This is a genomic window from Vibrio sp. TMPB1044 (genome assembly GCF_030442075.1).
Classification (GTDB): Bacteria; Pseudomonadota; Gammaproteobacteria; order Enterobacterales; family Vibrionaceae; genus Vibrio; species Vibrio satsumensis.
Genome location: NZ_JAUJED010000019.1, coordinates 76,235 through 101,443 on the forward strand (window position 1 = coordinate 76,235; position 25,209 = coordinate 101,443).

Genomic DNA, 25,209 nt, shown 5'->3' on the forward strand with positions numbered 1-25,209 from the left:
GAGGAATGAACCGTGAACTTTGAAAAAGCAGTGAACGCAATAAAACTAACAAGCTTCGTTCCTTTGTTAGCGCTAGCTATTCCTCTGACAGCCAATGCTGATGAACCTGTAACAGAAGAACAAGCTGAAATAGAAACAGAAGTTGGATTATGGAGTGATCATGAGTATAGGGACCTTATTTTAAGTACCGAATCAGCACAAAGCAGTAATGCAGCCCCGAGAACTCGTGCACTAACGGGTATCGAGTACGAGCATATTGACAACGAAAACCAACCCAATGAAGAGCTTCTTCACTATATCTACGCTGATGGTTTTACCCGTGTGACTGATAACTTCAGCATGGGTTACGTATTTAAAGAAATACACCATAGCCGAGGTGGTGAAAGTACTGGATTGAGTAATTATTCCGAGCTGATTCCAAGTTTTTACTGGCGTCAAAATGACAATGTTGCTTACAACCTGATGTTGTCATATGAAAAAACAATTGGCGAATGGCACTACGACAAGTATATGGCAAAACCGGGCATTGACCTAAGCTTTGGCCGTCACTTCTTACACTTAAGTGCAGAGCTTGGCTACAAAGATGAAAGGCAAGGTCCGGGCAGCCGTGGAGCGTTCATTGAGTCTGAGCCTTTGTACCTTTACCGCTTAGATAACGGCATCAATATCGGTGCAAAGGTCATCTATGTTGAAGAGCATAACGACTTCAACTATGTCGAGTTTGCCGTTAAGCCTTTAGTACAATTTAACTTTGATAACGGCAATTACTTAGAGCTGCGTTATGAAAGAGGTACGTTAGATATGGGTTCAGATCCAAGTAATCGCGACCATTATGACTATGATGTTTATGCGCTATACACGGATCTTCCAATCAATGAACATTTTTCCTTCTTGGCTGATATTCAGGTTAAAGATCGCCACGCAGATACGGCACCTTGGACTGGGGACCAATTGGTATGGTTCTCCAAAGTCGGGATTGTTTGGAAGTTCTAATAAGCAACTTTAGTTACCGTGGGATTACTGATTAGCCACAAAAAGGCGCAAATTTGATAATCCCACACTTAACCACTTGCACTATTGTTTGGATATACCGCGAAGGAAGGTGTGACCTAAATAGTGAACGCATTTATAAATAGGAATGCAGAATCATGGCGAAAGTAACGCTACAAAATGTAAACAAAGTCTATGACAACGGCTTCCACGCTATTCACGATGTGAGTTTAGACATCAAAGATGGTGAATTCATGGTGCTTGTTGGTCCATCGGGCTGTGCTAAATCCACGATGCTGAGAATGGTCGCGGGCTTGGAAAGCATTACCGATGGGCAGATTGTGATTGGTGACCGAGAGTGTAATGACCTGCCGCCAAAAGACCGTGGCATCGCAATGGTATTCCAGAATTACGCTCTGTACCCCCACATGACCGCATACGAAAACCTAGCATTTGGTTTGGAAACGGCAAAGAAATCGAAAGCCGAAATCAAAGAGCGTGTCGCCAAAGCCGCTGAGCTTCTTGAAATCACCGACCTGCTCGATAGAAAGCCAAAGCAGATGTCAGGTGGTCAGCGCCAACGTGTAGCCTTAGGACGCGCAATGGTACGTAACCCGGATGTGTTCTTATTCGATGAACCGCTATCTAATCTAGATGCAAAATTGCGTGTGTCGATGCGTCGCCGAATTATTCGTCTGCACAGCCAACTTCAAGAATCAGGCAAGCCTGCAACCATGATCTATGTAACCCACGATCAGGTTGAAGCGATGACCATGGGAGACCGCGTCTGCATTCTTAACCAAGGTCGCATCATGCAAGTCGATACGCCGATGAATGTGTACCACAACCCTAAAAACAAGTTTGTTGCTGAGTTTATTGGCTCCCCAGCCATGAATATGCTTGAAGGCACTCTATTGGATCAAAGCGGTAAAGTGTGCGTTCAACTCAATGAGCACACCATCGAATTGTCGCAAGCACATCAAGAAAAAGCGAAAGAGTGGGTAGGGCACCGTGTTCACCTTGGTATTCGCCCTGAGCACTTGTCGGTCTCTAATCAAGCGAATCAAAACACGCTACCGGCAAAAGTTGAGGCGAAAGAAGAGTTAGGGTCAGAAGTCTACTTACACGTTACCATCTTCGATAAACCGGTGGTTTGCAAATTACTCGATACCGAGCAAACACCTGAGGTCGGCACTCATTGTCACATTCAACTTCAAGTCGAGAAATGCCACGTCTTTGATGACGCTTCTCAAGAAAATATCCACTACACAGAATCAAAATAAGTTTGGAGTAAAGCTTTATGCACCACATTCAACCTGGATCACAAATGAGCGTTGGCAACGAAAGCCTGAACCTCACATTCAACGCAGATGGCGTACTAGGCGCAATTCGCAGTGATCGTTTAATGGTGTCTTTGTTCGATACGCCTGACTCAGAAATGGCTATCTCGAATGTATTTCTTCGTGTTAAAGGCGAAGGTAAATTAAATGTCACACCACTGCTTTTTTTTAATAACAAGATTGAAACGTTTAAGCAGAGCGATGGTTCATTACAGTGGGTAACAACAACGGAAGACTTTGAAGCCGTTGTGTCGATTAAAACGGCTGACCATACGTTTTTCTATGATGTGAGCATTACCAACCTCTCTTCACAGCCACTGACGTATGACTTGATTTACGGTCAAGATGTTGGCCTTGCGGATGAAGGCGCAGTTAAAACCAATGAACTGTACTGCTCTCAGTACCTTGACCATCAAATCTTTGAAAATCAAATGGGTTATGTGGTTTGTAGCCGTCAGAATTTGCCTCAATCTTCAGGCAACCCGCGCATTCAATTGGGTTCTCTTTCACCTGTCGTTGGCTACAGCACCGATGGTTTCCAGTTCTTTGGTAAAGAGTTCAAGTTAACCGGTGAGGCCGTAGCATTGAACGCACCTCAACTTGAAAACAAAAAATATCAATATGAGATGGGCTACATCGCGCTTCAAACTGAAGAAGTCACGCTTGCAGCAGACTCGTCTAAGGAAGTGGTTTTCTACGGCGTTGTCACTGTGGATTTCCCGAAATCAAATTCGGGCGAGCCTATTGAACTGGAAGAGATTACAGCTAAGCACGCTCAACTAACATTATCTGAAGAGATGGAACGCGAGCCTTTATCTTGTGTACACCAACCTAAAGGCGAGTACCTGCAGGGCGAAACGCTGAGCAAGAAAGAGATCACAGAGTTCTTCGGTGATGATCAAACGTTCGCAGACGTTAAAGACGGTGAACTGCTTTCATTCTTCTACGGCGACAACAAATACGTGACGCTGCCAGAAAAAGAGAAGCATCTAGAGCGTATGACAGGTCATGTGATTGCGTCGGGTAATAATCAAGATTACCAGCAAGCTATCATGAGCTCGACACATTATATCGGCGGTGTTTTCAACTCACAGCTGACGCTTGGCAATACCTCATTCAATAAACTATTGGGTGTGTGTCGAAACCCGTTAAACCAATTCACTCATGCAGGGCAAAGGGTATGGGTTGAAGTGGAAGGAACCTACCGCGTATTGGGCATGCCTTCGGCTTACGAAACTGGCCAAAATTATTCGCGTTGGATCTATAAACTACTTGGCGGCTACCTAGAGATCGTTTCGTTCTCAAGTGCGCAAAGCCCAATCATCCAGCTAGATATCACTAAGCACGGAATTGAGGCTCCGCTTTCAATCAAAATGTCACACCAACTTGTTTTCGGTAATAACGAAGGCGAAGGCAGTGTTGAGATTGCAAGAGATGGCGAATTGTTCACAGTGACAGGCAAAAATGAATTGATTGATCAATTCATGCCGCAGCTGAGCTATGGTCTTGCAGTGTCAGGCATGGACGTAACCGCGGAAACGATCGGACGTGCGGAGTCTGATTCAGTGGAGTACTTGGTACTGAACGGTTCTCTTGAAAGCTATTGCTCTATCGCGATTGGTGGTAAGACGGGCGCGCTAGACACTACCGCACAATTTATCGCGTTTGAGGCGGAACGCGAGCAATACCAAAAAGGTATTCAGTCGCTGACCAAAGGCTTCAATGTTGATTTCAGTGAAGACAATGGAAATAGCCAGCGCATCAATACGTGTCTGAACTGGTTCACTCACAACGCTTTAGTTCACTACTCAACACCACACGGCTTAGAGCAATACTCAGGTGCAGCATGGGGTACGCGTGATGTGTCTCAAGGCCCATTCGAACTGTTTATGTCGATGCAGGAATACGCAAAGGCAAAAGCGTTACTAGAAGAGATCTACAGCCACCAGTATCAAGAAACGGGCACTTGGCCTCAATGGTTCATGTTCGATCAGTATGCGACTATCCAACAAGAAGAAGCGCACGGTGACATCGTAGTATGGCCGCTCAAAGCTTTAGCTGACTACCTAAATACGACGGGCGACATCAGTATTCTGGATGTTGAACTGCCATACACGCTAGCAGAAGAAGGCTTTGTAAAGAGCGAAAGCCGCTTCACTTTAATGCACCATGTACAAACTCAAGTTCAGCATATGCTTGATAACCTCGTACCGGGCACATCGCTCTCTTGCTACGGTGATGGCGACTGGGACGATACGCTACAACCAGCGAATCAATCACTGCGTGAGAACATGGTGAGTGGTTGGACAATTCCACTCACGCTGCAAACGCTTAAAGGTATGTACCAAGCCCTTCAAGGCAGTGAACATCAAGACTACGCTGCTTCTTTGATGGAGTTGGCCGACAAGATGGAAAGCGATTACCACCATTACTTGATTAAAGATGGCGTGATTGCAGGCTTTATCCATTTTGATCGCGATGACGAGGGGAGTGTTAAGCAAATCGAACACTTGCTGCATCCATCGGATCAAAAAACGGGCATCAACTACCGACTATTGCCAGCAAGCCGCTCAATCATTTCAGAAGTGTTTGATCCAGAAATGGCAAGTTCTCACATGGACATCATCAAGCAGAACCTTGTGCACCCTGACGGTGTTCGATTGATGGACAAAATGGCCGAGTACAAAGCAGGCAAGCAGAGCTACTTTAAGCGCGCAGAACTGGCAGCCAACCTTGGACGCGAGGTAGGCCTTCAATACTGTCACGCTCATATTCGATTCATCGAAGCGCTATGTAAGTTGGGCGATGCGGAAGCGGTATTCGACAACCTGTACAAAATTATTCCAGTGGGTATTCAAGACCACGTGCCAAATGCTGAGCTTCGTCAGTCGAACGCGTACTTCTCAAGTTCAGATGCGAAGTTTAACGACAGACCAACGGCATACGACAACTTTGACCAAGTGAAGAACGGTGAAGTTGCAGTGAAAGGCGGCTGGAGAATTTACTCAAGTGGCCCAGGTATCTACGTGAACCAACTTATCTCTAACGTATTTGGTGTTCGATTCGCGCACAACGATCTCATTCTTGACCCGGTTATCTCTCCGCGAGTTGGTCAAACGAAGATCCAGTTCGAGCTTGATGAGAAGCCAGTGACCTTGGTTATCGACTTGGTTGAAGGTTCACACACACCAAAAGCTATCTCGATAAACAGTGAAACGGTGCCATTCGAACTGACTGAGAACCGCTACCGCTCTGGTGGTGCGAAGATCTCACGCGAATGGTTACTTCAGAGATTGAGTAGTGAAGAAAACACCCTTCATATCTCCCTTTAATAATCTGTTGGGCTCAGCGATGGGCCCAACCCAAAGGCTGAGTATGAGAAAAATGCAAGGTGTGAAGAGCTGGGCTCTTAAAGGAAATAAGTGAAATGAAAGTGACTATTAAAGACGTAGCTAAAAAAGCGAATGTCTCCATCGCAACCGTTTCGTACGCAATGAATGACTGCAATCGCGTCAGTGAAAAGACGCGCCAGCATGTTCTCAATATTGCTCACGAGATGAATTATGTCGCTAACACCAATGCTAAGCAGTTAAAGCAGCGTCGTAGCTACGCCATCGGCCTGTTTTTAAACAATTGGTTTGGCCCGATTTACAGCGAGCTTGTCAAAGGTATCGAGAAGGTCTGTCACCAGCGTGGCTATGATGTCGTGGCTTGTAGCATGTATGGCAATGAAGACTCTACGGCTCACAAGTATATTCGAGATCGAGTTGTTGATGGCGCGGTGGTTTTAACCAATTCATTTGATACCGAGTTTCTAAAGTCGGTCGCAGGCCCAGATTTCCCTATGGTGGTTCTAGACCGAGAAATAAGTGCTCCCGGTATCTATAACATCCTTATCGACAACTTTGGTGGCGCATTCAGTGCAACCAAAGAGTTGGTGCTTAAGGGCTGCAAAGACATCTACTTCTTCACTGGGCCTGAAGACTCATACGATAGCAAGAAGCGACTGGATGGCTACATCTCAGCTTTGGGCTATTTCAATATACCAGTTAAAAACCATCATTTGATTAAAAGCGATTTCACAGAAAAGACCGCTTACAAGCAGATGAAGGAGTTATTGGAACAGGGGCGCAGGCCCGACGCGGTATTTGCGGCCAATGATGAAATGGCGATCGGCATAATTCGCGCAGCGAAGCGTTTTGAAATAGACATCCCGAGCGAAATGAAGCTCGTCGGTTTCGACAATATAAGAATGGCAGAGTTAATGATTCCGAGTTTAACGACCGTTACCCATGAGAAAGAGGGGATGGGGGAGCTTGCAGCATCAACGCTTATCAATGCGCTTGATGAAAAAGCTAAAGACTCACAAGCATTAACGATTTTGCCAACGTCATTAATTTTACGTGAAACTCTGTAGGATAGTTATGAAAAAGTGGTTGATTGGATGTGTGCTTGCGCTGAGTTCGCAAGTGTCACTCGCAGATAATACCCGTATCGAAGTCATGACCCCAGTGGGTAACTACATGGACTTTGTCCGTTCTGAGTTAGTTCCTGAGTTCAAAAAAAGATATCCAAACGTAGATGTAGTCGTATCAAACGATGAAAACCTGGAAACCCGCATGGCAGCAGGCGATGTGCCAAACCTATATGCAGGTGTGTTTGGTTACCAACCCGCGAAATACGCCAAGATGGGTAAGCTCGCTTACTTAGAGCAGTTCGAAGGGTTCAATGCGATGGAGGACAGGATCGATCCTGTATTCATGCAGAAAAATTACGGTCGAAACTACTACATCCCTTGGAATGCAACAACGACGCTGATGCTCTACAACAAAGAGCTGTTCATTGAAGCGGGTTTAGATCCAGAGGACCCACCTCAAACCTGGGACGAATTTTTACACGCGGCAGAAAAGATCAGCCAACTGCCTCCAAGAGCAGATGGCAGCCCAGTGTACGGCACCGTATTCTGGAACGAAGCACTGTCTTGGGGTAGCTGGTACTGGAGCATGCTGGCTCAGATGTACTACAACTTCAACGACGGCCAATACGGCTTGCTTAATCGTTTCGGTACCAACCCTAACTTCGATAGAGAAGAAGCGAACCTAGCGCTGTTCTTTGAAACCATGGCGAAGGCGCAGCAGTATGCTCCACTGACCATGGAGAAGAACTTCTTCTCACGCACCATTGGTATGTGGCCACAGTTTGGCTTTGGCTGGAAAGCAAACTTAACTGAAGCGGCTGGTAAGCCGATGGTGGTGGGAGAAGATGTTGGATTAGCACCGATTCCGACGCTGAACAAAGGCGACACCTCATATTCTACACTGGATGGTCGCGCGCTAATGATCTTCAAAAATAGCGTCGAGAAAGAGCAGCTGTCGTGGGCGTTCTTAGAGCTGATGATGGAAGATGAGTTTAACCACAAAGCGAATGTGGCGCTAGGACAACTGCCAACGCTGATCTCGCTAAAAGACCGACCTTACTACAACACATCAGAAGCCAAACCATTTGTTGAGCAACTACCAAACGCAAAACTGAATGAACCTTTTGCGCTGTCAGCAGACATGGCTGGAGTCATTCTAGAGCAGTATTCCAAAGCCGTGGTTAAGCAAGATGTTTCCGCTGAGGAAGCGGTAGAAGCGGCGGCGAAACAAGCTGAAAAACTCATTAACGAATAGTGTGATAGGTCTAAGTGAAACTATGAAAAAAGATAACCTCATAACCGGCTACCTGTTCCTTGCACCATGGATTGTGTACTTCGCGGTCTTTTTGATTTACCCGTTTTTCTTGTCATTTGAGAGTAGCTTTCTAAGCGTCAATATCCTCATGCCGGAGAACACTAAGTTCATCGGTTTAACCAATTGGATTACAGTGGTGACGGACTTCTTGTTTTGGAAGTCATTGTTCAATGTCGTGTTTAACCAAGTCATCTTCGTGTCGTTGAGCTTCGTGATTGGACTGGGTTTGGCCTTACTGCTCAATGAGATCAAATTCTTGTCGAGCATGTTCCGCACCATCATGTTCATTCCAGTAGTGACCTCTATCACTGTGGCGATGATCATTTTCGACTTCGTATCAGGTCCTTCAGGTCCAATTCAAAGCACTATGGTGGGGGCGAATCTTCTTTCAGAGCCGGTGTTCTGGAAGTTTGAAGAGTGGTTACCAATGCCTGTGATTGCAGTGTTCAGTGCATGGAAGTGGTTCGGTGTGCAGATGATCATCTTTCTAGGTGGTATCGCGAGTATCGATAAATCTTTGTTCGAAGCTGCTGATATTGATGGCGCGTCGTGGTGGCGTAAGACTAAGAAAATCACTCTGCCGATGATCATGCCACAGATCGTGTTTGTGATGACAATGAACATCATCAACGGCCTGCAGATGTTTATCGAAGTGTTCATGAACTTTGATTTAAACGGTGGCCCTTATCAATCGGCGCTGACCCCTGTGCTTTATCTCTACCAAACCGGTTTTGAGCAGATGAAGATGGGTGAAGCTTCAACCATTGGCTTAATGCTCGCTTGCGTAATTTACCTGCTGACGATGATGCAGTTAAAAATCACCAGTAAGGAAGACTAATCATGAATGCTGATAAGAAAAAAAACCTACTGATTTACGGCACTCTTCTGGTTGCCACCCTTATTGTGTTGTATCCGTTCTTTTACATGGTGATCAACTCATTTAAGACGGGTCCAGAGATTATGCACAGCCCGAACAGCCTGCCAAAAGAGTGGTCGTTTGCTGGCTACATCAAGGTGTTTGACTCAGTGAACTTGGGGAGAGTTTTCTTCAACACCATCTTCATCTCGGTCACTGTCACGGTACTGAACACATTGTTCTCATCGATGGTTGCGTATTCGATTGTTAAAACCAACTTACCTGGCCGAGAGTTTTGGCTGAAAGTGATTCTTGGTTCGATGATGATTCCGGCGATTCTTTTCACCATCCCAACTTACATGATGATGTACGAGTGGAACTGGATTAACACCTATCGCGTGCTGATCATCCCGGGGGCGATCAGTGCGTACAACATCTTCTTGATGGTGCAATTCATGAAGCAAATAGACAACGCTTACTTGGAAGCGGCTCGCATAGATGGTGCAAGTGAGATGCGTATCTTCTTCAAAATCATTCTGCCTATGATGCGACCTGCTTTGGCAACCGTCGGTATCCTGACCTTCATGGGTGCATGGAATGACTTTATGGGGCCGCTACTTTATGTTCGTGATGAGTCTCTGATGACGCTGCAGCTTGCTCTGTATAACTTTAAAACTGAAGTACCGGGAACCAACCTAGAGCAATTGTGGGCGATGACCACTATGATTGCGGTTCCTGTTGTGATTGTCTTTTTCTGCCTACAGAAGAACTTCATCAAGGCATTTACTGGCGTAGGGGTTAAGTAATGAAAGTATCGACAGGATATAAATTGTTAGTGCTGGCCTCGGTTATATTTATCGCTTATGGCTCCGCTTGGTTGAGAGCTTACTCACTATCGGAAAACTACTTTGCATACGCAGAGCAGCAATACGAAAAAGGTGAGCTGGTGACTGCGTTAAAAGGGATGAACAAACTCGAACTCAGAATTGAAGACGAGTATTTGGGTGGCTACCAGCAGGTGATTGAAACTTGGAGAAACGCAACGCTTGGTCCTAAGCCAGATGCGTACTACGAGTCATTAGAAAAACCTTCATTGATCATTGAACAACTTAACGAACAACAGTTAATGGAGTTCATCGAGATCTACGTTCAACTTGATTCTCGACATGTGCCAACGGCGGCCGACCAACTGCGACGCTTAGCGAAACAGTCTGGTAATGATGCGTTATACCAAGAGATGACCGAGTTTCTAACCGAAGCTTTCCCACGTTACAAAATGAAAGAGATCTAATCGATGGCTCTATACAAAGACAGCTCAGCGAGTTACCGAACCAGAGCGCAAGATTTACTGTCTCAGATGACGCTTGCCGAGAAAGTGGGTCAGCTTTGCCAATCGCCAATGCTGGATTATGACGACAATAAGCAAGAGTGCTTGATGAAAGTGGAGCAGGGTGCGTATGGCTCACGCATCCTTGCTGACACGGCGTGGGCAGGTAATGCACCGGGTGAATCGGTTGACCCGCACCAACTTAATGAGATCCAAAAGGTGGCGATGGAAAAAAGCCGCCTGGGGATTCCAATCATATTCGCTCGCGATGTGATTTATGGTCAAAAGACAGTGCTGCCCATTCCTCTGGCTCAAGCATGTTCTTGGAACCCAACACTGGTTGAAGAGGCTTACGAGTGCATTGCAGCTGAGGCGGCCTCGTTGGGTATCAACTGGACCTTTGCGCCAATGCTCGACATCGTTCGAGACCCGCGTTGGGGGCGAGTGATTGAGAGTTCAGGTGAAGACCCATACCTAACCAGTCAGTTTGCAAAATCGGTGGTGAAAGGTTTTCAAGGTGATGACCCTTCGCAGCCAAATAAGCTGGTGGCGTGTGCTAAACACTTTGTTGGTTATGGTGCTTCAGAAGGTGGGCGTGATTACGATACGACTGAGTTGAGCGATAACACCTTGTACAACGTGCACTTGCCGCCGTTTGCCGCAGCAGTGAAAGCAGGTGTTGCAACCATGATGTCTGGATTTAACGACCTTGGTGGTACACCGGTAACTGGCTCTCGTCCATTGATTCGAGACTGGCTCAAAGGCGAGCATAAGTTTGATGGCATGGTCGTCAGTGATTGGGGCTCTATTTCCGATCTGGAATACTTCCAAGTTGCGAAAGACCCATCGGCAGCGGCGTTAAAAGCGTTGGATGCGGGTGTGGATATGGCGATGACCCACGAAGCTTACGAAGATACCCTTGCAGAGCTGGTGAAGAACAATCCAAGCTTGCAAGAAAATCTAGATGAAGCAGTCTACCGTGTGCTGTTAACTAAGTTCCGTGCTGGCCTGTTTGAAAGACCATACATCGACCCTGAACTGCATAAGAGCGTGCTGGGTCTCGCAGAGCATAAGCGTAAAGCGTTAGCTCTTGCTGAAGAGAGTATGGTACTGCTTAAAAACGACGGTGATTTACTACCGTTGGACTCACAAGGCTTAACCATTGCTGTGATTGGTCCTCATGCTCATTCGCAGAGGCAGCACCTTGGTTCTTGGTGTCTTGATGGCAATGCCGACGACGTTGCAACGATTGCCGATGGCATCCAAGCAGCAGCACCAGAGAACACCATAATTACTGATTCAAGCGCATTCAGTGATGACATGATGGAGTGCGCGCATCGCAGTGATGTAGTTGTGCTGTGTGTCGGTGAAAGTCATCGTCGAACGGGAGAAGCACGTAACATCGCTGAACTTGTGTTGCCACCGGGCCAAGAAGAGCTGATTGAGGCTATAGGCAAAACGGGCAAACCTCTGATTGTGGTTCAGTGCACTGGCAGGCCCGTACCATCACCTAAGATTGAGCAATACGCTCAGTCACTGGTTTATGCATGGCAAAGCGGCACAGAGACAGGCAATGCGGTCGGTAACTTACTGTTTGGTCGAAGTAATCCGAGTGGCAAGCTCACCATGACAGTACCAAGAAGCACAGGGCAAATCCCTATGTATTACGGTCGCAAGCCGATTGGTAAAATGCGAGCGTATCAAGAGTACATGCCATATAAGAATGAGCAAGATACACCGCTTTACTCATTCGGATTCGGTTTAAGTTATTCTCAGTTTGAGTATGGTAAGTTGACGACCGTAACGCCTGAAATTACAGAGAACGAGAGCCTAATTGTTGAGGTTGACGTTGAGAACACCTCTGCGATTGCAGGGCAAGAAGTCGTTCAGTGCTATATCTCTCGCAAAGTCTCTTCGACGACTCGTCCTCAACGAGAGCTAAAAGCATTTACAAAGTGCTTTTTAAAATCGAATGAACGTAAAACGATTAGACTGACGATTTCAGCGGACGACCTGAGGTTCTATGGTTCTCAAGAGTGTTTTATGTATGAGGTTGGTGACATTGATGTTTATGTTGGGGGAAGCAGTCTAGCGACCGAGTCAGTAACGGTTCATCTTGGGTAAACATTCCACTTAACGTAATTTTTTGAAGGTAAGTAAAAGAGATTGGGTAGAGCCAATCTCTTTTTGTTTATACGCTGTGGTGTATTTGCCTAATGTTATACATGTTTAAACACTGTACCTGAATAATTAAAACAAAAGGCTAGGGTGGCTTCCCATTCTATAGTCTGGCTCACTTGTGCTACAATCGCGCGAGTTTATATAAGAGAAAGAATAGGACACGCTGTGACTTCGTCTCCGGAAAAAGCAGATAAAAATAACCATGTAGCGAATACCAACGCGACATCGGATTCTGCTGCTGATCAAGCTAATCAAAAAAAGCAAAACAACAAACAACAAGCACCTAAAGCTAGCGCATCTCAAAATAGCCCAGCCTCTCTTCGTAAGGCCTTAAATGAGTGCATGATGCGCGACCGCTTCCGTCTAAGTAAGCGAATTGCTGGTGCGAGCAAAATTAAGAACGAACAAGCTAAGCACGCTGTCTTTGATGAGATTGCGTTAGACATTGCTAAGTCGATGATGACGGCAACTCAGCGTGCTGCACAGAAACCAACGATTGAATATCCAGAAATTCTCCCTGTTAGCCAAAAACGCGAAGACATCGCGAAAGCCATCGCTGAAAACCAAGTGGTTATCGTGGCGGGTGAAACGGGTTCGGGTAAAACCACTCAGCTACCAAAAATCTGTTCTGAGCTTGGCCGCGGCCGCTTTGGCCTAATTGGCCATACTCAGCCTCGTCGTCTTGCTGCACGTTCGGTTGCGAATCGTATTGCTGAAGAGATGGAAACGCAGCTGGGTGAGTTCGTTGGTTATAAGGTTCGATTCAACGATCAAATATCTGACAACACCCAAATCAAATTGATGACCGACGGTATTCTACTGGCGGAAATTCAACACGATCGTTTCTTAAGCCAGTACGACACCATCATCATCGATGAAGCGCACGAACGTAGCCTGAACATCGATTTCATCATGGGTTACCTGAAAGAGTTGCTGCCAAAGCGTCCTGATTTGAAAGTGATCATCACGTCGGCAACCATCGATCCAGAGCGTTTCTCTAAGCACTTCAATAATGCACCAATCATCGAAGTCTCTGGCCGTACTTACCCAGTAGATACGCGTTACCGCCCATTAGGTGGTGATGACAGTGATTCAGACCGCGACCAAATCGAAGGTATCTTTGAAGCCGTTGATGAGCTGTGTGATGAAGGCCTTGGTGATATCTTGATCTTCATGAACGGTGAGCGAGAGATTCGTGATACCGCAGATGCATTGAGCAAACGTAACCTTCGTGATACTGAAATTGTTCCGCTTTACGCACGTCTATCGGCAGGTGAGCAGAACCGTATCTTCCAGTCTCATACTGGTCGACGTATCGTGCTGGCAACTAACGTGGCAGAAACCTCGTTAACGGTTCCTGGCATCAAGTATGTTATCGACCCGGGTACGGCGCGTATTAGCCGCTATAGCTACCGCACTAAGGTACAACGCCTACCGATTGAGCCTGTCTCTCAAGCGAGTGCCAACCAACGTAAAGGTCGTTGTGGCCGTGTTGCGGAAGGTATCTGTATTCGTCTGTACTCAGAGGAAGATTTCGAATCGCGCCCAGAGTTTACTGACCCGGAGATTCTTCGTACTAACCTAGCATCCGTTATCCTTCAGATGACAGCGCTGGGTCTAGGCGACATTCAAGCGTTCCCATTTGTTGAAGCGCCCGATAAGCGCAACATTCAAGATGGTGTAAGGCTGCTTGAAGAGCTTGGTGCAATCGCGACAGTCGAACCGTCTGCGAATAAAAACAAGAACCACGGCGATGACAAGAAGAAGCTAACCGCGATTGGTCGTAAGTTGGCGAAACTGCCTATCGATCCGCGTTTAGCACGTATGGTAATTGAAGCGCCACGTAACCGATGCCTACACGAAGTGATGGTGATTGCGTCTGCGTTGTCGATTCAAGATCCGCGTGAGCGCCCATCAGACAAACAACAATCGTCTGATGACAAGCACAAGCGCTTCTTCGATAAAGAGTCTGACTTCATCACGTTTGTGAACCTGTGGGATTACATCAAGCAGCAGCAAAAAGCGCTGTCGAGCAACCAGTTCCGCAAACAGTGTAAGCAAGATTACCTGAACTATTTACGTATCCGTGAATGGCAAGATGTGTACTTCCAAATTCATCAAGCAATGCGTGAACTGGATACTAAGTTGAATACAGAGCCGGGTAGTTACGATGGTATTCACATCTCACTACTATCAGGTCTGCTTTCGCACATCGGCATGAAAGACCAAGAGAAGAATGAATATCAAGGTGCACGTAATGCGCGCTTCCATATCTTCCCAGCGTCTGGCCTATTTAAGAAACAACCTAAGTGGATCATGTCTGCTGAGCTGGTGGAAACCTCAAAATTATGGGGTCGTGTTATCGCGAAGATTCAACCTGAATGGATTGAGCCACTGGCGAAACACCTGATTAAACGCAGTTACAGCGAACCACATTGGTCGAAGAAACAAGCGGCGGTAATGGCACACGAAAAAGTGATGCTTTACGGAATCCCAATTGTTCCTAAGCGCCTTGTGAACTACGGTGCGATTGATGCAACCGTCAGCCGCGAGTTGTTCGTGCGTAGTGCATTAGTAGAAGGTGAGTGGGAAACCAAACACGCTTTCTTCAAGCAGAACCGTAAGCTACTGCAAGAAGTGGAAGAGCTAGAGCATAAGTCTCGTCGTCGTGACATCTTGATCGATGATGATGAGCTGTTCGATTTTTATGACCAGCGTGTGGGTGAAGAGGCTGTTTCAGGCCGTCACTTTGATACATGGTGGAAGAAAACCAGCCAGAAAACGCCCGATCTGCTGAACTTCGAAAAGTCGATGCTGTTCAGAGGTGATGCAAGCCACGTTACCGATTTGGATTACCCGAACTTCTGGCACCAAAACGGTATCAAGCTCAAGCTGAGCTACCAATTTGAGCCGGGCGATGACAACGATGGTGTAACGGTCCATATTCCGCTACCTATCTTGAACCAGATCGACCAAAACGGATTCGATTGGCAGATCCCAGGTTTACGCCAAGAGTTGGTGATTAGCCTGATTAAGTCACTTCCAAAAACGCTACGCCGTAACTTTGTGCCTGCACCAAACTACGCCGATGCATTCTTGGCACGTGTTACGCCACTTGAAGCTCCGCTATTGGATTCTCTTGAGAAAGAGCTACGTCGTATGACAGGCGTGGAAGTGGTACGTGATGACTGGAAGTTAGACCAGATTCCAGAGCACTTAAAGGTAACATTCCGCGCTGTAGATCATCGCAAGCGTAAGCTGAAAGAACAGAAAGATCTGCATGAGCTGAAAGAGAGCCTGAAAGACAAAGTTCAAGAAACGCTTTCTAAAGTGGCAGACGATGATATCGAACAGCAGAACCTGCACACGTGGAGCTTTGGTGAGCTACCAAAAGTCTACCAACAGAAGCGTGGCGGCTACGATGTTAAAGCTTTCCCTGCGCTGGTGGATACCAAAGACAGCGTAGAGATCAAACTGTTCGAGACCGAGCAAGAACAGATCTCGGCAATGAAATCGGGTCAGCGTCGTTTAATCTTGTTGAATGTACCATCGCCGATCAAATACTTGCACTCGAACTTGCCGAACAAATCGAAACTTGGTTTGTACTTCAACCCATACGGACAGGTACTTGATTTAATCGATGACTGTATCGCTTGTGGTATTGATAAGCTGATTGAAGAGAAGGGCGGTTTGGTTTGGGAAGCAGAGCAGTTTGAAGCACTGAAAGAGCACGTACGTGCAGAGTTGGGTGATACGGTAGTTGAGATTGCTCAACAAGTTGAAACCATCTTAACCACGGCATTCAGCATCAGTAAGAAGCTAAAAGGCCGTGTTGATCTTTCTATGGCATTCGCACTTTCGGATATAAAAGCTCAGGTAGAAGGCTTGATTTTTAAGGGTTTTGCCACAGAATGTGGGTGGAAACGCCTGCCGGATATTCTACGCTATATGAGAGCGATTGAACGCCGCATGGAAAAACTGCCAATTGACCCGAACAAAGATCGTCTTCATATGATCAAAGTTGAGTCAGTAATGAATGATTACAAAGAACTGCTGAATAAAATTCCAAAAGGGATCGCGGTTCCAGAAAATGTAAAAGAGGTGCGTTGGATGATAGAAGAGCTTCGTGTAAGCTTCTTCGCACAGCAGCTCGGAACGCCTTACCCAGTATCAGATAAGCGTGTTAAAAACGCGATTGATGCTTGCTAAAGGAATAAAGCTAGACGCAATAGCAAGGTTTAGGTATAAATCTTGCTTATTGCATTACTAATTGAATAGTTATTACATACAGGGCGACTTGGTGGCAATTTATTACCACTCAAGGCCTGCCACTAGGACGAAAAAGGTCGAATATGAAAAAAACGTTATTGGCACTAGCACTGCTAGGTGCATCTTCAACAGCAATGGCTGATTCTTGGTTGTACGGTGGCGTAATGGGTGGTCAAAACTCATTAGGCAATGAAGAAGAAACAGCGATTGGTATCCACGTGGGTACAGGCATCCTGCCACTAATTGGTATTGAAGCGGGTTACTGGGACCTAGGTTCTTTCGACAGCGTTAAGTACGGCAACCGTGACCTTACAAACCTAGATGCAAGCACTGCTTACCTAGCGATCAAACCAAGCATCGACTTCGGTCCTCTTCACGTATATGCGAAGGCTGGTGTTCACTCTTACGATCTTAAATCTGACGGCTTCAAGCAATCAGGAGAAGATGTAATGTACGGTGTCGGCGCTGAATACTTCATCTTTGGCCCACTATCTGTAGGCGCTAGCTACCAAAACTTCAAAATGAAAGATGACGACTCTGGCGTATTCACGCTAAACGCAACTATCCACCTACTGTAATTAATCAGTGAAACGATCGTAAATATCGGTCGGATAGTCGTTAAAGAGTTCGTAAGGATTCATAAAAAATGCCAGCTTGATAGCTGGCATTTTTGTATCTGTTAACCGTGTAATCGCCACTCTGTTTTCTTATAACAGATAGCTAGCGGAGGGTTACTTTTTACTGTTCAGAATACGCTGGATTCTTGGGTTAATCGCTTTGCCGTGTTGGCTTTCGTACTCTTCGCGCTTCAAGTCGTTAAGGTTCTTCACTGAGTTAGCAGCAAGAAGGAATTGCGGTAATTCTGTTTCAAGCATGCCTTTCTCATCTAAACGCTTTGCTTCCAAGTAGTACTTTTTAAACAGACCATCAAGCTTGTTTTCAGCCGTACGCTTTAAATCGTACAGCTTGTTTTGGATAAGCCACTTTTCAATCTTGTTAGCGGCAGTACGCGATAACACACGAATACGGCTATCCAGCAGTTCTTCTTCAGTCAGTGAATCTTTAAGGATCCAAAGTTCACCCATTTGCGGCGGCCAGCTGTTGCCAAGTTGAATACGCTCATGACAGTGCATTAGCACGCGGTTAAGGCCGTCTGAATCAACAGAGTTGGCAAACTCAATGAATTTACCACTTGGCTCACTACCGTATTGGTATTCCCACTGAGTTTCGTACACGCTCAAGAAAGAACCAAACACATGGACACACCAATCTGTGAGCTCTAATTCTGCAGGATCTTGATCAACAACAGGCACTTGTTGAGACGCACCTGAACCTGCAGCTTGTGCCGCCGCTACTTTCACATCGGTACTTTGTGCTTCAATCACTTCAGGTACTAGTGGAGCTTTAGGTTGAACGTCCGGAGCTGGCTCAGAAGGTTGGCTTTTTGCCTTTTTGAATGAGCTGCTGCCTGAAGCGTTCAGATGGGCTAAGCTTTTGTCGATACCCATTTCCTTGAGCTTGTCCTGCATTTCCTGAATATTGAGAGGTCTTCTGCTGTTGTTGTCTTTCATTTTGCTTCTCGTTAACTAACCAATACTGCAACTTAGATTCGATGCGAGATAGTGGCATTAGTTCATTGGCTTTGGCTTTATACCAAAGGACAAATTTCTTCCATACTAAACTATGGTCACCGGCAAGGCCGGAGAATTTAAACGCGCGTTCTGCCCATGATGGTATCTCTTCTTCGTTGAGGTCATGAGTAGAGACGGTGTTGCTGTTCATTGAGCCTCGGCCTTGTGGGCGAGGGGCATGCTGCATGTGTTGCATTGGCGCCGGAGCAGGCTGAAACTTGGGTGCAGGTGCAGGTGCAGGTGCAGGTGCAGGTGCAGGTGCAGGTGCAGTAGAGTAGACCGGAATACTATTGGTCGGTTGAACCTCAACGTGCGCCGTAGCTTGCTCTTGCTCAATGAGCATTTTGAAAACGTGAATCTCTTTTTGATCTCGATAATCTACTTTCACCTTATCGAGGAAACCTTGGTCGACTAAACACTTAAGGCAGTCGGCTAAACCAAACGTAGAGAGAGCACAAAGCTGACCTGCCGTTTGCAGGCACACATTGGTGTAGCCGAATTCGTCAGCACCATCTGCAAGCATCAATAAAACCAGCTTTTCTGCCGGGCTAGAAGTATTCACTTGCCAAGCTAAATAAGAATATTTGGCGCTCAATATCGTGTTCTCAAAAAAGGTAAGTCGTTGTCACTATTGTAAGTCACCCCTTACCGAATTTATAGCAACTTAACAGAAAACGACATTAGTAAGCCAAATATTGACCATAAGGAGAGGTCTGCCCTAAAAAGTAAGCCTACACTCATTCATTCTAGGTCAGAAGGTGGCTAAAGGTGGGTTTTACGGCCGTCTTTTTCGGGTCTGATTCTGCACTAAGGCTTAAAATAACGTGGTCTATTAACGTAAAGAATGAGCTTCTCACCTTTCGTGTTCTCTTCATGAAAGCGCCTATCTTCTCTCTCTAGTGACTGTTGATGACTTCTCTATCTACTTGTTGACATATTTATCCACCCATCCATTCATAAGTTGTATTTAATTTATAAAACACCTTGATATGATCAATATTTGCGCTATTATGACGATAAGTCAGAAATGACGAAGCGTCACAAAATGGTTAACTACATGAATTTACTATTCGTGTTAATATATTGGACAGGAGCGTTTTAAATACTGGCGAAGCTTAGATAATAGCTAAGCTAAAATACGGACTGAGAAATTATGTTTGGCTTTGGTTGTAAAGGCGATAAACAAGGTATCTTTGGTTGCAAAGGCGTGTTGTCTAAAAAGCAGCAGTCTATCGCAGACCGAGAAGTAGAATTGATGTTGTTAGCGAAAGATCTGGTTCGAGAACAAGGGTTCGGAAACCTGACGATGGATAGGCTAACGGCGGCAAGCTCTTATTCTAAAGGTACGATATATAATCACTTTTGCAGCAAAGAAGACGTCGTTTTAGCCTTGTGTATTCACTCTTTAAAGACCGAGGCATTGATGTTTGCTCGTTCTGGAGAGTTTGAAGGCAACTCACGCGAAAAGATTGTCGCATTGCACGTTGCGTACCGAGTTTATGCTCGTATGGAACCGGTATTATCAACTTGCGCGATTATGGCTAAAAGCCCATGGGTACTAGAGAAAGCCTCCAGTGCACGCGTGGCCGAGATGAATCAATTAGAAGAGATCGTTATCGAACAAGCGGATCTGCTCGTCAATCAAGCAGTAGAAGCCGGTGACCTAAAGTTCTCTTCTGGCGTGGGTTCAGATGCCATCGTATTCGCTAACTGGTCAATTGCATTTGGTTCAAATGCTTTGTCACAGAACGCATCAAACAGTCATTGTATCAAGCGGTTACAAGACCCGTATTCAGTATTACATAACGCGAACATGATTTTAGACGGCCTCAACTGGCAGCCCCTTTCGAGTGATTGGGATTACCGCAAGACCTGGCGCCGTGTAGAACAAGAACTGTTCAGCGAAGAGATCGCTTACTTAGAATCAGTAGGTCGATAGCTTCCATTAAGCCCACTCATGTGGGTTTATTAATAACCATTTTTGACGATTCGTCACAAACTTGAGATTAACCGACTGTAGTTTTGGTTTCTTGAGTGTTTGACTAAGAATTGTGTCTTTTATCAGCTTCGGCTGGCTTTTTATGACACAAATATGACGAATCGTCACAAATGGAGACTGTGATGAAACATGACAGCCAGAAGCCCACTTTCGATCAGCAAAATCGAGATAACCGTAATGTCGATAACGCAAACGCTGATCTAAATAACAGTTGGCACTCAATACCGACCAAGCGTTCGTTTATCGTTCTGCTGGTGGTTTTTTCAATCATCATGCTCTCTGCTTTTGGGGCAAAGAACCTCTACTTTAGAGGGGACTACAACATCTTCTTCGAAGGCACCAACAAACAGTTGATGGCGTTCGATGAAATTCAAACCACTTTTGCAAAAACCGACAACCTCGCGATTGTTGTCGCCCCTGAAGATGGCAATGTCTTCACCCCAGTAACCCTCACTCTAATTCAAAACCTCACGGTCGATGCGTGGCAGATCCCGTACTCAAGCCGTGTCGATTCGCTTGCCAATTATCAGCATACCGAAGCCGTTGAAGACGACCTCTTGGTAGAAGACCTGCTGTATGAAGAATATGAGCACACACCAGAGCGAATCGCCAAAGTTAAACAGATCGCCCTCAACGAACCTCTGCTTAAAAACGCATTAGTCTCAGCCTCTGGCGATGTGACGATTGTGAACGTCACCGTGCAATTGCCTGAAGTGGATAAAACTGCGGAAGTGCAAGAAGTAATCGCGGCTATCAATACTATGATCGCCAAGTACCAAGCCGATTACCCGAATGTCGAATTCCATAAAGCGGGCATCATCGCCATGAACAACGCATTTATGATGTCGGCTCAAGAAGACAGCTCAACACTAGTGCCGTTAATGCTGTTGGTGGTGTTGGTGTTCCTAACCTTTATGCTGCGCTCGTTCTTTAGTGTGGTGGCGACCTTAGTTGTGATTATCTCTTCAATTGTTGTCACCATGGGGTTGTCTGGCTGGGCAGGGATGTTCCTCAGCACCGCGACGGTTAACGTTCCAACCTTGGTATTAACCCTTGCGGTTGCCGATTGTGTTCATGTGATTGTGACCATGAGACAAGCCATGCAACGCGGGATGGAGAAAGCACAAGCCATTCAATACAGCATCAAGCTCAATGCGATGCCGATTCTCATTACCTCAGTGACCACTGCGATTGGTTTCTTGATGATGAATATGTCGGATTCTCCAGTATTACGCGACTTCGGTAACTTGTCTGCATTGGGCGTGATCATCGCGTGTTTCCTTTCTGTGACTATGCTTCCTGCGCTGTTAAAACTATTGCCAGTTAAAACTCTGCCAGCCAGCTTATCTACGCAAGGAAAAGGGGCGGCACAAAGCAAAGTCACCTTCATGGATAAGCTGGGTGATTTTGTCGTTGCTAACCGTAAAGCACTACTGCCTATTTCTACTCTTGTGATTGTTGGTGCTGCGGCGTTAATTCCACTCAACAAAGTGAATGATGAATCGGTGAAGTATTTCGATACCTCAAGCGAATTCAGACAAGCTGCGGACTTCATGGAACAGACCGTAAGTGGTATGACGACCATCAGTATCGCAGTGAAAACCAACGAGTCTCAAGCGATTGCTGATCCTGTGTTCTTGCAAGCGATTGGTGACTTTACCGATTGGCTACGCGTTCAACCAGAAACCGACCATGTGGCCACGCTTTCTGATGTTTACATGCGTTTGAACAAGAACATGCATGGCGACGATGACAGCTACTACCAACTGCCGCTTAACCGTGAACTTGCCGCGCAATACCTGCTGCTTTACGAGATGTCTCTGCCTTATGGCTTGGACTTGAACAACCAGATCAACGTCGATAAATCATCGATCAAAATGGTGCTCACCGTCGACAACCTCGGCAGTGTTGAACTGGTGGAACTCGAAGAACGCATCTACTCATGGTTTGCAGCCAATGCACCTCAGTATGAAGTAGTAGCGTCGAGCCCGTCACTGATGTTTGCTCACATTGGCGAAACCAACATGGCCAGCATGCTCTCAACTCTGCCTATCACCTTAGTGCTTATCTCTGGCTTGATGATCTTTGCATTGCGCTCGGTTCGCTTAGGCATGATCAGCCTAGTACCAAACATTGCACCTGCAATTATTGGTTTTGGTTTATGGGCGCTTATCTCTGGTGAAATCAACCTTGGTTTGTCCGTGGTGGTGACGCTCACTCTGGGTATCGTGGTTGATGATGCGGTGCACTTCTTAAGTAAATACCAACGCGCGAGAATTGAAGGGAAATCAGCGGAAGAAGCGGTTCGATATGCCTTCCACACCGTTGGCCGCGCATTGTGGATCACCACAGTCGTGCTTGTGGCGGGTTTCTCTGTACTGGCGATGTCGAGCTTCAGGCTCAATTCCGACATGGGCTTACTCAGCGCGATTGTGATTTTCATTGCGCTGGTGGTCGACTTCATATTGCTACCGAGCTTACTGATGATCTTCGACAAACAGACTCACTATTCAGATAAAGCCCAGTACCAACCAAAGTCATCCGCTAAAGCTCAATCCAACCCGTCTAACCCAGCTGGCGGACTGACTACTTCGACCAAATAAGGAATCTTCAGCCTACTGCGGTGGGCTGACTCAAGGAGATATTTATGAAAAGCGTTAAACAATCATTCGTTACTACATTACTTACTGTTAGCTCGTTAAGCGTCGGCACGTTAACAATAGGCACATTCGCGGCTTTCCCTACTATGGCTGACCCGGCGAAAGGCTTAGAAATTGCCGAGCAACGTAAAGCGGTTGATGTCGGGTGGGGCGATTCTGTCGCAACCATGGAAATGTTGCTTCGCAACAAACAGGGCGAAAGCAGCACACGCCTAATGCGATTGAAGTCGTTAGAAGTGGATGACGATGGCGATAAAGGGCTGACGATTTTTGATGAGCCTCGCGACGTAAAAGGTACGGCTTTCTTGAACCATTCACACATCACTAAATCGGATGACCAATGGTTGTACTTGCCTGCATTGAAACGTGTAAAACGCATTTCTTCACGCAACAAATCTGGCCCGTTTATGGGCAGTGAATTTGCTTACGAAGACTTGAGCTCGTTCGAGTTAGGAAAGTACACCTTCAACTACATTGAAGACACCAAAATTGAAGGTGTCGACACCTTTGTGTTAGAGCAAGTTCCGACCGACAAAAACTCTGGCTACACCATGCAAAAAGTATGGCTAGATCAACAATATTACCGCCCCGTTCAAGTGGAGTTTTACGACCGAAAAGGTGCATTGCTCAAAACCCTGTCGTTCCAAGACTACAAACAATACCTAAACCAATACTGGCGCGCTCACACCATGTCGATGCAAAACCATCAAACAGGCAAAAGTACGGTATTAACCACGACAGATTTAGCCTTCCAGACCGGTCTTAAAGGCAAGGATTTTCAAAAGAACACACTTAAACGTGCAAAATAAGGCAGGAATATGAAAAGGATTGTGGCAACAGGAACCCAGTTATCCTTAACTTTGGCAGTGACCGTCGGGCTTATGCAGGTGTCGCAGCCTTGTGTGGCGGCAGGCTTTAGTCCGGATCTTTCAGGGCAGGTGAACCTTGAACACAGGCAGTTCTTTAGCGACGGTTTGCAAGGGCAAGACAAAGGACAAAGCTCACTGGTGTTGCAGCCAGAATTTTACTGGGAGCAAGAAGAAGGCAACAGCAGCTTTACCTTCACGCCGTTTTATCGCCTAGACAGCGAAGACGATGAACGGACCCATGGCGACGTTCGTGAAGCTCTATATCTCAATTATTGGGACGATTATGAACTGCGTGCAGGTGTTGGCAAAGTGTTCTGGGGCGTAACCGAATCGGCGCACTTGGTGGACGTGGTCAACCAAACCGATGCCATTGAATCGGTCGATGGTGAATCGAAATTGGGTCAGCCTATGGTGCATTTCACATCGATTAAAGACTGGGGAACCATCGATGCAATGTTACTGCCGTATTTTCGTGAACGTACCTTTGCAGGTGAAGACGGTCGATTAAGGCCGACTGTATCTGTATCGGACGATGCGCTTTACGAATCTTCGCGAGAAGAAAAGCACCTTGATGTGGCATTGCGCTATAGCCAAATGTACGGCGATTGGGATGTCGGTTTAAGTTACCTAGGCGGCACCAATCGCGACCCTTATTATCGTGTAGAAGGCAATGAACTCAAGCCGTATTACGCGCAAATGCAGCATTTCGGATTGGATGTGCAAGGTATTATCGGTGATTGGTTATGGAAGCTAGAAAGCATTTACCGTGACAGCTACGACAACCACACAGGCGTAGCAACAGGCTTTGAATACACCTGGGTGGGGGCACTCGAATCGTATTGGGACATTGGCTTCATTGCTGAATATCTTTATGACAGCCGAGGCAATAATGCTCAAACCATCGGTCAAAACGACGTGTTCCTTGGGGCACGTTTCGCCTTGAACGATGAAGACGGAACTGAGGTACTTACAGGCATCACGCAAGACTTGGACAACAGCGATGTCTACAGTGCAAAACTGGAAGCATCAAGCCGTATCAACAACAACCTCAAGTGGCGATTGAACGCGTGGTTGTTTGAGAACGAAACCCCAGAGGACTTGTTGTTCTTTGCTCGTAAGGACGACTTTGTTGAGATGGCGTTGGAATATTATTTCTAATGTTGGTTTGGTGGGGCATTCTTGTTAAAGGGGGCGTCTCAGATTTAAGACGCGCTATATTTATAATGTTTAACGTCGTCTTTTTATAAAAAGGAGCAAATAATCGAATAGTCCCACAGGTAAGATGGTTATATTTTTCGAGTATCTATAACCTCCGAATATGCATGTAAATCGTGCTGGTGGTATCGGCCCTAAGG

The 25,209-nt window shown here is 46.2% G+C and carries 17 protein-coding genes; 15 read left to right on the forward strand and 2 right to left on the reverse strand.

Going from position 1 to position 25,209, the window contains the following annotated elements; genetic code table 11:
* The first annotated feature begins 12 nt into the window (after positions 1 to 12).
* From QQ041_RS12305 to QQ041_RS12355, 11 genes are all read left to right on the forward strand, one after another.
* Entirely contained in the window at positions 13 to 993 is a 981-nt protein-coding gene (locus QQ041_RS12305) for a hypothetical protein (protein WP_146491295.1), read from the forward strand.
* 155 nt (positions 994 to 1,148) lie between these two features.
* Positions 1,149 to 2,273, forward strand: coding sequence for an ABC transporter ATP-binding protein (locus QQ041_RS12310; protein ID WP_285954044.1), 1,125 nt, complete (start codon positions 1,149 to 1,151; stop codon positions 2,271 to 2,273).
* Between the two features lie 17 nt (positions 2,274 to 2,290).
* The gene (locus QQ041_RS12315; protein WP_285954045.1) at positions 2,291 to 5,662 is read left to right on the forward strand and encodes a cellobiose phosphorylase; all 3,372 of its coding nucleotides are present in this window, start codon (positions 2,291 to 2,293) and stop codon (positions 5,660 to 5,662) included.
* 95 nt (positions 5,663 to 5,757) lie between these two features.
* Complete coding sequence (locus QQ041_RS12320) at positions 5,758 to 6,747, forward strand: LacI family DNA-binding transcriptional regulator (RefSeq protein WP_146491292.1); 990 nt, start codon at positions 5,758 to 5,760, stop codon at positions 6,745 to 6,747.
* 7 nt (positions 6,748 to 6,754) lie between these two features.
* Positions 6,755 to 8,002: an extracellular solute-binding protein gene (locus QQ041_RS12325; RefSeq protein WP_285954046.1), complete on the forward strand. Its 1,248-nt coding sequence runs from the start codon at positions 6,755 to 6,757 to the stop codon at positions 8,000 to 8,002.
* Positions 8,003 to 8,024: 22 nt separating this feature from the next.
* Positions 8,025 to 8,900, forward strand: coding sequence for a carbohydrate ABC transporter permease (locus tag QQ041_RS12330; protein WP_146491290.1), 876 nt, complete (start codon positions 8,025 to 8,027; stop codon positions 8,898 to 8,900).
* Between the two features lie 2 nt (positions 8,901 to 8,902).
* Positions 8,903 to 9,724 carry a carbohydrate ABC transporter permease gene (locus QQ041_RS12335; protein ID WP_102553179.1) on the forward strand — a complete coding sequence of 274 codons (822 nt, stop codon included), beginning with the start codon at positions 8,903 to 8,905 and terminating at the stop codon, positions 9,722 to 9,724.
* Positions 9,724 to 10,209, forward strand: coding sequence for a hypothetical protein (locus QQ041_RS12340; protein WP_285954047.1), 486 nt, complete (start codon positions 9,724 to 9,726; stop codon positions 10,207 to 10,209). Before QQ041_RS12335 ends, QQ041_RS12340 begins: the two co-directional genes overlap by 1 nt.
* 3 nt (positions 10,210 to 10,212) lie before the next feature.
* Complete coding sequence (locus QQ041_RS12345) at positions 10,213 to 12,369, forward strand: glycoside hydrolase family 3 N-terminal domain-containing protein (RefSeq protein ID WP_285954048.1); 2,157 nt, start codon at positions 10,213 to 10,215, stop codon at positions 12,367 to 12,369.
* A gap of 222 nt (positions 12,370 to 12,591) precedes the next feature.
* Entirely contained in the window at positions 12,592 to 16,635 is a 4,044-nt protein-coding gene (gene hrpA, locus QQ041_RS12350; RefSeq protein WP_285954049.1) for an ATP-dependent RNA helicase HrpA, read from the forward strand.
* A gap of 143 nt (positions 16,636 to 16,778) precedes the next feature.
* A complete protein-coding gene (locus QQ041_RS12355) occupies positions 16,779 to 17,273 on the forward strand; it encodes an outer membrane beta-barrel protein (protein ID WP_285954050.1) in 495 nt (164 codons plus the stop codon).
* Between the two features lie 153 nt (positions 17,274 to 17,426).
* Here QQ041_RS12355 and QQ041_RS12360 read toward each other — a convergent pair whose 3' ends face one another.
* Both QQ041_RS12360 and QQ041_RS12365 read right to left on the reverse strand, forming a co-directional pair.
* Positions 17,427 to 18,203, reverse strand: a complete 777-nt coding sequence (locus QQ041_RS12360; protein ID WP_285954220.1) for a hypothetical protein — start codon at positions 18,201 to 18,203, stop codon at positions 17,427 to 17,429.
* Entirely contained in the window at positions 18,124 to 18,921 is a 798-nt protein-coding gene (locus tag QQ041_RS12365; RefSeq protein ID WP_285954051.1) for a hypothetical protein, read from the reverse strand. Before QQ041_RS12365 ends, QQ041_RS12360 begins: the two co-directional genes overlap by 80 nt.
* Before the next feature lie 558 nt (positions 18,922 to 19,479).
* Here QQ041_RS12365 and QQ041_RS12370 point away from each other — a divergent pair.
* The 4 genes from QQ041_RS12370 to QQ041_RS12385 all read left to right on the forward strand — a co-directional run bounded on the left by QQ041_RS12370 (position 19,480) and on the right by QQ041_RS12385 (position 25,012).
* A complete protein-coding gene (locus QQ041_RS12370; protein WP_146491284.1) occupies positions 19,480 to 20,265 on the forward strand; it encodes a TetR/AcrR family transcriptional regulator in 786 nt (261 codons plus the stop codon).
* A 170-nt stretch (positions 20,266 to 20,435) separates the two neighbouring features.
* On the forward strand, positions 20,436 to 22,928 hold the full coding sequence (locus QQ041_RS12375; RefSeq protein ID WP_285954052.1) for an RND family transporter: 2,493 nt from the start codon (positions 20,436 to 20,438) through the stop codon (positions 22,926 to 22,928).
* Positions 22,929 to 22,972: 44 nt separating this feature from the next.
* Positions 22,973 to 23,794 carry an outer membrane lipoprotein-sorting protein gene (locus QQ041_RS12380; RefSeq protein WP_285954053.1) on the forward strand — a complete coding sequence of 274 codons (822 nt, stop codon included), beginning with the start codon at positions 22,973 to 22,975 and terminating at the stop codon, positions 23,792 to 23,794.
* A gap of 9 nt (positions 23,795 to 23,803) precedes the next feature.
* The gene (locus QQ041_RS12385; RefSeq protein ID WP_285954054.1) at positions 23,804 to 25,012 is read left to right on the forward strand and encodes a hypothetical protein; all 1,209 of its coding nucleotides are present in this window, start codon (positions 23,804 to 23,806) and stop codon (positions 25,010 to 25,012) included.
* Positions 25,013 to 25,209: the final 197 nt, after the last annotated feature.

Excerpts from the sequence above, each read along its gene's own strand:
- QQ041_RS12310 (WP_285954044.1), top strand. The coding sequence starts at position 1,149 with ATGGCGAAAGTAACGCTACAAAATGTAAACAAAGTCTATGACAACGGC.
- QQ041_RS12315 (WP_285954045.1), top strand. The coding sequence starts at position 2,291 with ATGCACCACATTCAACCTGGATCACAAATGAGCGTTGGCAACGAAAGC.
- QQ041_RS12320 (WP_146491292.1), top strand. The coding sequence starts at position 5,758 with ATGAAAGTGACTATTAAAGACGTAGCTAAAAAAGCGAATGTCTCCATC.
- QQ041_RS12325 (WP_285954046.1), top strand. The coding sequence starts at position 6,755 with ATGAAAAAGTGGTTGATTGGATGTGTGCTTGCGCTGAGTTCGCAAGTG.
- QQ041_RS12330 (WP_146491290.1), top strand. The coding sequence starts at position 8,025 with ATGAAAAAAGATAACCTCATAACCGGCTACCTGTTCCTTGCACCATGG.
- QQ041_RS12335 (WP_102553179.1), top strand. The coding sequence starts at position 8,903 with ATGAATGCTGATAAGAAAAAAAACCTACTGATTTACGGCACTCTTCTG.
- QQ041_RS12340 (WP_285954047.1), top strand. The coding sequence starts at position 9,724 with ATGAAAGTATCGACAGGATATAAATTGTTAGTGCTGGCCTCGGTTATA.
- QQ041_RS12345 (WP_285954048.1), top strand. The coding sequence starts at position 10,213 with ATGGCTCTATACAAAGACAGCTCAGCGAGTTACCGAACCAGAGCGCAA.
- QQ041_RS12355 (WP_285954050.1), top strand. The coding sequence starts at position 16,779 with ATGAAAAAAACGTTATTGGCACTAGCACTGCTAGGTGCATCTTCAACA.
- QQ041_RS12360 (WP_285954220.1), bottom strand. The coding sequence starts at position 18,203 with ATGGGTATCGACAAAAGCTTAGCCCATCTGAACGCTTCAGGCAGCAGC.
- QQ041_RS12370 (WP_146491284.1), top strand. The coding sequence starts at position 19,480 with ATGTTTGGCTTTGGTTGTAAAGGCGATAAACAAGGTATCTTTGGTTGC.
- QQ041_RS12375 (WP_285954052.1), top strand. The coding sequence starts at position 20,436 with ATGGAGACTGTGATGAAACATGACAGCCAGAAGCCCACTTTCGATCAG.
- QQ041_RS12380 (WP_285954053.1), top strand. The coding sequence starts at position 22,973 with ATGAAAAGCGTTAAACAATCATTCGTTACTACATTACTTACTGTTAGC.
- QQ041_RS12385 (WP_285954054.1), top strand. The coding sequence starts at position 23,804 with ATGAAAAGGATTGTGGCAACAGGAACCCAGTTATCCTTAACTTTGGCA.